Raw genomic sequence first — 2,575 nt, 5'->3', positions numbered from 1 at the left:
GGCTACTGCACCAACTGGTTGATCTCAATAATCGGCAACAACACCGCCATCACAATCACCAGCACCACCCCGCCCATCACCACAATCATCAGCGGCTCGAGCAACGCGGTCATGCCCATCGCCCGTCGCTCAATGTCCCGCGACAAGGTCTGCGCCGCGCGCTCGAGCATCGGCGGCAGCGAGCCGGTTTTTTCGCCGCTGGCGATCAGGTGAATCAGCACCGGCGGGAAGACATTCTCCACCCGCAGCGCGGCGGCGAGGTTGACGCCTTCGCGCACCTTCGCCGTGGCCTCGCTGACGCTCAGGCTCAAGCGGTCGTTGGACAATGTCTGCCGCGCCGCTTCCAATGCACGCAACAACGGCACCCCGGCGCCGCCGAGGATCGCCAGTGTTGAGGCGAACCGCGCAGTGTTCAGGCCGAGAATGAAACGCCCGAACAGCGGCAGTTTCAGCACCCGGTGGTGCCAACTCAAACGCGCCGCCGGATTGCGCAAATACAAACGCCAACTCCAGAACGTCCCGGCCATCACAGCCGCACACAACCAACCCCAAGCGCGAATGAAATCACTGGCGGTAAGCATCGCCAGCGTCAAACCGGGCAGATCCTGCCGCGCCTGGGAAAACGCGCTGACCACCTGGGGCACCACATAGCTGAGGAGGAAAATCACAATGCCGATCGATACCAGCCCGACCACACCGGGATAGATGAACGCGGTAAGAATCTTGCCGCGCAAGTTGTTGCGTTCCTCGATGTAATCGGCCAGCCGTTCCATCACCTGGGCCAGATCGCCGGACTCTTCGCCAGCGGCAATCAGCGCCCGGTAAATCTCGGGAAAATCCCGTGGCCGCGCCGCCAGTGATTCGGCAAGACGCATGCCGCTGCGCACATCGGCGCGCACGGCGCTGAGGGTCTGGGCGATGTGCTTTTTCTCGGCCTGCTCGACCGTCGCACTCAGCGCTGCTTCGAGCGGCAGACTGGCGCCGAGCAGGCTCGCCAGCTGCCGCGTGGCCCAGGCGAGGTCGTTGTCGGAGAGTCTGGCGCTGAACAAACCGCCGCCACCGTGGTGGGCGACGTTGCTTTCCTCGTGCACCGACAGCGCCGTCAGGCCACGCCCGCGCAAGGCACTGAACGCCGCGCTCTGGCTGTCCGCCTCAAGGTACCCGGATTCGATTTTTCCCGTGGCATCCGCCGCTTCAAAGCGATAGCGATTCATCAGGCGTCCCGAGTCACACGAAGGATTTCTTCCGGCGCGGTGGCACCGCTGCGAATCCAGCGTTCGCCGTCCTCACGCAAACTGAACATCCCCGCTTTCGACGCCGCCGCACGCAAGGCCTGTTCCCCTGCCCCTTGGTGAATCAGGGTGCGGATGTCGTCGTCGATGCAGAACAATTCGTGGATGCCGGTGCGGCCGCTGTAACCGCTGTGATTGCACGCCGCGCAGCCGACCGGCCGCCAGGTGCCGGGCGTGGCCGGATCTTCCTGTTTGCACTGATTGCACAGGCGCCGCACCAGACGTTGCGCGAGGACGCCGAGCATGGATGACGCGAGCAAGAACGGCTCAACGCCCATGTCGATCAGGCGATTGACTGCCGACACCGCGTCGTTGGTGTGCAGCGTCGCCAGCACCAAATGCCCGGTGAGCGAGGCCTGCACGGCGATTTGCGCAGTCTCGAGATCGCGGATCTCGCCGATCATGATGATGTCCGGGTCCTGCCGCAGAATCGCCCGCAGCGCGAGGGCAAAGGTCATGTCGATCTTGGCGTTGACCTGAATCTGGCTGATCCCCGGCAAATCGTATTCCACCGGATCTTCCACGGTGAGGATGTTGCTGGTGCTCGCATCCAGCCGCGCCAGCGCCGCGTAGAGGCTGGTGGTTTTGCCGCTGCCGGTCGGCCCGGTGACCAGGACGATGCCGTGGGGCTGGCGGATCAGATGATCGAGCTTGGCCAGCACCTGCGCATCCATGCCCAAGGTTTCCAGATGCAAGCGCCCGGCCTGTTTGTCGAGCAGGCGCATCACCACGCGTTCGCCATGGCCGGTGGGCACCGTCGACACACGAATATCGATCGGCCGCCCGGCTACTCGCAAGGCGATGCGACCGTCCTGCGGCAAGCGTTTTTCGGCGATGTCGAGCTGGGCCATGATCTTGATCCGCGACACCAGCGCACCGTGCAACGCCTTGCGCGGCGAGACCACATCGCGCAGGGTGCCGTCGACGCGGTAGCGCACCACCGAATGAGTTTCGAACGGCTCGATGTGAATGTCACTGGCCTCGTCGCGCGCAGCCTGGGTGAGCAAAGCGTTGATCATGCGAATCACCGGCGCTCCATCCTGGGTGTCGAGCAGGTCGGTGATTTCCGGCATGTCCTGCATCAGCCGATCGAGATCGACTTCGTTTTCCGCCGCACCCACCACCGCCGCCGCACTGCCGGTATCGGCGTAAGCGCTGGCGAGCAACCCGTCGAGCTCGTCATCACGCACCCGCTCAACCTGCGTCGCACCGAACTGCCGACGCACCTCGCTGATCGACCAGCCGGGCGTTGACGGGCACACCGTCAGCACGCCATCGCGCAA

The 2,575-nt window shown here is 64.2% G+C and carries 2 protein-coding genes; both read right to left on the bottom strand.

Translation table 11 applies throughout. The annotated features are described in order from the left end of the window. Positions 1-2 precede the first annotated feature (2 nt). A complete protein-coding gene (gspF, locus tag D6877_RS06920) occupies positions 3-1,214 on the bottom strand; it encodes a type II secretion system inner membrane protein GspF (protein ID WP_130910304.1) in 1,212 nt (403 codons plus the stop codon). After that, entirely contained in the window at positions 1,214-2,575 is a 1,362-nt protein-coding gene (gene gspE / locus D6877_RS06915; RefSeq protein ID WP_130910303.1) for a type II secretion system ATPase GspE, read from the bottom strand. The genes gspF and gspE overlap by 1 nt, the downstream gene beginning before the upstream one ends.

Origin of the sequence: Pseudomonas sp. Sample_9, from assembly GCF_004307535.1 — a bacterium.
Classification (GTDB): Bacteria; Pseudomonadota; Gammaproteobacteria; order Pseudomonadales; family Pseudomonadaceae; genus Aquipseudomonas; species Aquipseudomonas mercuritolerans.
The sequence above is the reverse complement of the archived record's forward strand: the minus strand, read 5'-3'. Positions and strand labels throughout refer to the sequence as shown.